A 5,564-nucleotide genomic window follows, 5' to 3' on the forward strand; every position below is an offset into this window, starting at 1 on the left:
AAATTAAATCCGTCTGCTTCAGGTGGAAACGGCACTATTGACGGGGGAGCAGGAACAGATACACTGATTCTCGATTACAGTAATTACAGTTCTAGGAGTTCCGATGCTGTTAATAATACAGATGGAAAGACAGTCAAAAATAAGATTAATTATCTCAGGGCTAGTTACAGCAATATTGAACGATTCAACATTACAGGAACACAGTTTGACGATACTCTCCAAGGAGCTAATCTAGATGATATTTTAATCGGTGGTGGCGGAAAAGATACCCTGACAGGAGGAGCAGGAAACGACTCAATTACAGGAGTCAACAGTCAAAGCACAACCCCCGGGAAGGGAGAAATTGATAATATAACAGGAGGAACTGGACGCGATACATTTATCCTTGGTGACGTTAACTGGATTGGTTATGATGATGGTAATACAACATCTGCGGGTAATAATGACTATGCCTTAATTACTGATTTTAAACCCACTGATGATATTATTCAGATTCGCGGTTCAAGTAGTGACTATTTATTGACTGTTTCTGGTTCTAATACTAATCTCTACATCAACAAACCCGGAAGCGAACCAGATGAACTTATCGCGGTTATCAATAATCAAACAGCATTAAGTCTAACTGCTAGTTATTTTAGCTATGTTTCTACCCTTTCCACCATCACCCTTGCTGTCTCTTCTGGTAGTGTGACAGAAGATGGAACAACCAACTTAGTCTATACCTTCACCCGTACCGGTTCTACTACCAGCGCCTTAACCGCTAACTATACAGTTGGGGGAACAGCTACTTTTAGCACAGATTACACTCAAACCGGTGCAGCAACTTTCACCAGTGCAACAGGGACAGTGAATTTTCTTGCTGGTTCATCCACTGCTACCGTAACTGTTGACCCCACTGCTGACACCACAGTAGAAACTGATGAAACTGTCGCTTTAACCCTCGCTGCGGGGACAGGTTATATAATAGGTACGACCAACGCAGTTACGGGGACGATTCTCAATGACGATATCAGTGTCACCCCAATCGAAACCTTTGGTAACACCAAATTAGTCAAAGACGCAACTAATAAACTCTACGCTCAAATTGGCAATAATAACCCCATCGCCATCAAAATTGGTGCAACTCAGATTACCACCGATATCTATCCAGGTTGGCAAACTCTAGCAGCAGAAACCGTCAACGGAGTCAATCAAGTTTTATGGAAATATAACGATGGTAATTATCTCCACTTGTGGAGTTTAGATAATAACTGGAATTGGCAATCTTCAAGCGGATGGTGGGGATTAAATTCCCCGGAAGCTTTTACTCAAGAAACCAACTTCCAACAAGACTTTAACGGTGATGGAATCATCGGTCAACCCTACACCCCAATCGAAGCTTTCGGTGACACCAAATTAGTCCAAGACACGACTAACAAACTTTACGCTCAAATTGGCAATAATAACCCCATCGCCATCAAAATTGGTGCAACTCAGATTACCACCGATATCTATCCAGGTTGGCAAACCTTAGCAGCAGAAACCGTCAACGGAGTCAATCAAGTTTTATGGAAATATAACGATGGTAATTATCTGCATCTGTGGACTTTAGATAGTAACTGGAATTGGCAATCTTCCACTGGATGGTGGGGATTAAACTCCCCAGAAGCATTCACCCAAGAAACCAATTTTCAACAAGATTTTAACGGTGATAATAAGATTGGTAATCCCGCCCCAAGTAGTCTAGTTGGTGGCTTAGGTAATGATATTCTAGTTGGTGGCGCTGGTAACGATACCCTCAATGGTGCTGCTGGACGCGATACTTTAACCGGTGGGACAGGGACAGACATCTTCATCTTCCAGTTTGGTCAGTCCACTGCCGCAGCCCTAGACCGAGTTACGGATTTTGCTATCGGTGATGATAAGATTGACCTGCTTAGTCAAGCTGGTGCGGCAATTAATGCCCCTGTCGCTTTTACCCGGGCAACAGATAGCACCACGACCAATATTAACACCATTGTTACTAACGTCTTTACCGATGCTGATGGCGCAACAGCCGGAAATCAAGCCCTCGGAATTAACAGTGCTGTTTTAGTGCGGGACAATAGTTTTTCTACTTACCTAATTATCAACGATGGTACAGCAGGCTTCCAAAGTGCTAATGATTTGGTGATTAATCTGACTGGGTTAACGGGTACTTTACCGGCGCTCGGCCCTATTGCAGTCAATAGTTTCTTTGTCTAGATTAATGGGGGGGATTAATTCTCCCCTTTTAATGCTCCCGTTCAAGTAATTTTGATATAAAAAAGTTAAGAGGCTCTTCTCGACTTTGTGTTATAATTTTTGCTTATGAAACCATAAAATACCTAGGGTTTGCTGAATAAATGTGAAATGTAGGCAAGATAGCGGTTTTGTGGCTTTTCTGGCGAAACAGGTGCAAGATTTTGAGAAAATCGTGCTTCAAAACCTTGCGTCTTCATCGGCCCGCGTCCTGTAGGGGCGAAGCATTCGGACAATAACATATCGGTGAAACCGGAGATTTTCTATCCGAATGCTTCGCCCGTGCTTTTTGCCGCAAACCCTACCTATCAAGCAAGACTTTTAGGGCTATTTTGAGGTTCGGCGATGCTCAGTCGGGCCGAGGAAGAAACTAGAAAATATCAGTATAGACCTCGTTTCCACACATAAACCAGAAGAACCCAAATACTGATGGGCAGTCAGGAGTTTAAACTTGTGGAGAGACTGTCAGACTCGTTGGGATTCGTCTCAAAAAGCAGGTCCCTGTGAAGCAAGAATCTCCCATCACACAGCTTGGCATTGTGATGGCGAGAGTGTCACAATTGTGTTCAATTACTCGTCATCCCAGTCATGCCTTCCAGCGGTCAAGTGAAATCGATTTTTTTTATTATCCTCTTTCTCCTCAGTATTCTAGGGGGTATTCTACTGGCTTCGCTACTTCAACAACCAGCGATCGCCCAATCTCCCTCCTCGGATACAGTGCTGAATCGTTATCAAATTGGAGAGCAAACCTATCTAGAAAATTGTGCCACTTGCCATATTGCCATTCCTCCCAGTATCCTACCGAGTCAAACTTGGAAAAAAATCCTAGAAAATCCTAATTCTCACTATGGTATCCGTTTAAAACCAATTGTTGGCATTACTCAGCGTCTTATCTGGGATTATCTCAGTTATTCTTCCCGCCCTCTTACCCAGACTACTTTTGTTCCCCTCCTAATTGAACAGTCCACCTATGTAAAGGTTTTGCATCCTAGGGTCAATTTACCCACTCCTCTCGGTCATACCACCTGTGTCAGCTGTCATCCTAACGCTTCCCGCTACGATTATCAGACCCTTACCCCCATCTGGGATAATGCAGCCTAATCAGTTATCAGTTATCAGTTATCAGGAGTCGGGAGTCAGGAGATTATTTTTTTTATTCTTCCCATCACCCCATCACCCCAACACCCCATCTTCCCACACCCCACACCCAATCCTACTGAGGAGGTGCAGTTAGGGTGATTTCGCCAATTTGGCCAGCTTTACCCATTAATTGGGCAGGTTTTTGGTTAAGAGAGATTTTAACACCGCCAGCATTGCCCGATCGAATATTTAAACTCTTTTGGGCTGTCCAAGTTTGTTTAGTACCCGGTTGGAGATTGCCTTCATGGACTTTTTGGCCATCGGCAATTACCCTTACCCAAGCGGCCTGTTCAATAGTTACTTCGGCTGAGAGGGGAACTTTTGACTGAGGAGAAGGGGAAGGAGAGGCTACCGGTGCGGGAGGGACTACCGGCGCGGGGGAAACCACGGGGGAAGGAGAGGGAGTAAGGGCAGGGGGGTTAGAGAGAGGGGGACGGAGGAAAAGATAGCCAATACCACAAAATATGCCCGCCAGCAAGCCTAGCCAGAGATACATCCCGAAAAAGGTTGATTTAGCCGGTTGGGAGCTAGTTTCCGGGGCTGGTTTTTCTGGTTTCACCGGTTCCACTTTTGGGGCAGCGGGTTCAGCCTTGGGGATGGGAGTAACTTTTGTGGGCAGTGTTTTCGGAATAGTTACCTCTTGAGCTAATTGTTCCGCACTAGGAGACAAGCGATCGGCTAAAGCTTTACCATCAATTTTTAGAGCATCACCGTAGCGTTTGATAAATCCCTTGACATAAATTAATTCTGGTAATTTCTCCCAATTCCCCGTTTCCAACGCTTCTAGCATTGGCAATCTAATCATCGTCAGGGCGGCGATATCGTCTATGCTCAGGCAGCTTTCTTCCCGTTTTTGACGTAAATAAGTCCCGATTTCCTTGATTTGTTCGGCTTGTAGGGGACTGAGTTGACTCATAATTCCAGTCATAATCTATACCAACTTAGATGATAATCTCGATTTTGTTATTTTGGGATAATCTGTTCTCTAGAAGCTCCTTTCACCTTGTCATCATTACCGGCGAAAAGGTTCCAAAAACCAGCAAAAATCAGCAATACTTGCAAAAGTTAAGTTTTTTATCTCAAATGTCGGGGTGAAGACCGGAAGTGCTTAGCGCGACGGGGTGAAACCCCGACCAGTATAAAAGAGGGAAGCACGACTAAAATCTTGACAATCTCTGCTGTATAGGTTAACTTAAAATAAGTTGTTTGAGGTCGATAAACAATGATTATCTTAGAAATGAAAGCAGTGGTCAAACAAAGTCAGTCTTCTGCCATAGATGAAGCTATTCGTACAGTACAATTCATCAGAAACAAAGCATTAAGGCTTTGGATGGATGCCAAGAGAGAAGACAAAATCGATAAATATTCTCTCAATAAATATTGTGCAGTTCTCGCCCAACAGTTCAAGTTTGTCGATACTCTAAATTCTACGGCTAGACAAGCATCGGCAGAACGGGACTGGTCAGCTATTGCCCGTTTCTATGACAATTGTCAGAAAAAGGTTAAAGGTAAAAAAGGTTATCCCAAGTTTCAGAAAAATAATCGTTCTGTGGAACATAAAAACTGTGGCGGTCAACTATCGGAGGATAGAAAAAAATTACTTTCACAGATAAGAAAAATCTTGGCACGGTTAAACTGAAAGGAACTAGAGACTTAAACTTTTACCCTATAGACCAAATTAAACGAGTTAGGATTGTTAAACGAGCAGACGGTTACTATGTCCAATTCTGCCTTAGCGTTGATATTCGGGAATAGGCAAAACCCTTAGAACCGACTAAAAGATGTGTAGGATTGGATGTAGGCTTAAAAGTTTTCTACGCTAATAGTGATGGGGAAACGGTAGAAATACCGCAATACTATCGCCAAGCGGAAAAAAGATTAAACCGTTTGACCCCCCGACGTCGGTTGGGGGGGGGGAGAGATTCCCTCTGGCGAATGTTGGATACGTCCTGTCAGATTAGGGAAACTCTATGAACCAAGAATCCCTCGCTTTTAGTGACGGGAGTGTCAATAAGAAGCGATCTTTGTTGACATCCTCGCCGCCCTAAAAGTGCGGCGATTCCTAAACCTCACGATTTAAGTTTCTGCTTCCACCACCGTCGCATACCACAGTTAAAAAACCATGTACTGTCTTACACAGAGTCCACAGACTTTCGCCCCATTTC

Annotated in this window: 3 protein-coding genes and 1 pseudogene; 3 read left to right on the forward strand and 1 reads right to left on the reverse strand. The window is 43.8% G+C overall.

Annotated elements, in window-relative coordinates; genetic code table 11:
* On the forward strand, positions 1-2,223 hold a 2,223-nt coding region (locus tag IM515_RS19700), incomplete at its 5' end, for a bluetail domain-containing putative surface protein (protein ID WP_287630505.1).
* Between the two features lie 624 nt (positions 2,224-2,847).
* The gene (locus IM515_RS19705; RefSeq protein ID WP_287630504.1) at positions 2,848-3,360 is read left to right on the forward strand and encodes a dihem cytochrome c family protein; all 513 of its coding nucleotides are present in this window, start codon (positions 2,848-2,850) and stop codon (positions 3,358-3,360) included.
* Between the two features lie 112 nt (positions 3,361-3,472).
* Here IM515_RS19705 and IM515_RS19710 read toward each other — a convergent pair whose 3' ends face one another.
* Positions 3,473-4,327 carry a helix-turn-helix domain-containing protein gene (locus IM515_RS19710; protein WP_287630503.1) on the reverse strand — a complete coding sequence of 285 codons (855 nt, stop codon included), beginning with the start codon at positions 4,325-4,327 and terminating at the stop codon, positions 3,473-3,475.
* A gap of 294 nt (positions 4,328-4,621) precedes the next feature.
* Here IM515_RS19710 and IM515_RS19715 point away from each other — a divergent pair.
* Positions 4,622-5,301, forward strand: a pseudogene (locus IM515_RS19715) (RNA-guided endonuclease InsQ/TnpB family protein); the annotation flags it as partial.
* Between the last annotated feature and the right edge of the window lie 263 nt (positions 5,302-5,564).

This window comes from Microcystis sp. M44BS1 (genome assembly GCF_020244875.1).
GTDB lineage: Bacteria > Cyanobacteriota > Cyanobacteriia > Cyanobacteriales > Microcystaceae > Microcystis > Microcystis panniformis.

Excerpts from the sequence above, each read along its gene's own strand:
- IM515_RS19705 (WP_287630504.1), top strand. The coding sequence starts at position 2,848 with ATGCCTTCCAGCGGTCAAGTGAAATCGATTTTTTTTATTATCCTCTTT.
- IM515_RS19710 (WP_287630503.1), bottom strand. The coding sequence starts at position 4,327 with ATGACTGGAATTATGAGTCAACTCAGTCCCCTACAAGCCGAACAAATC.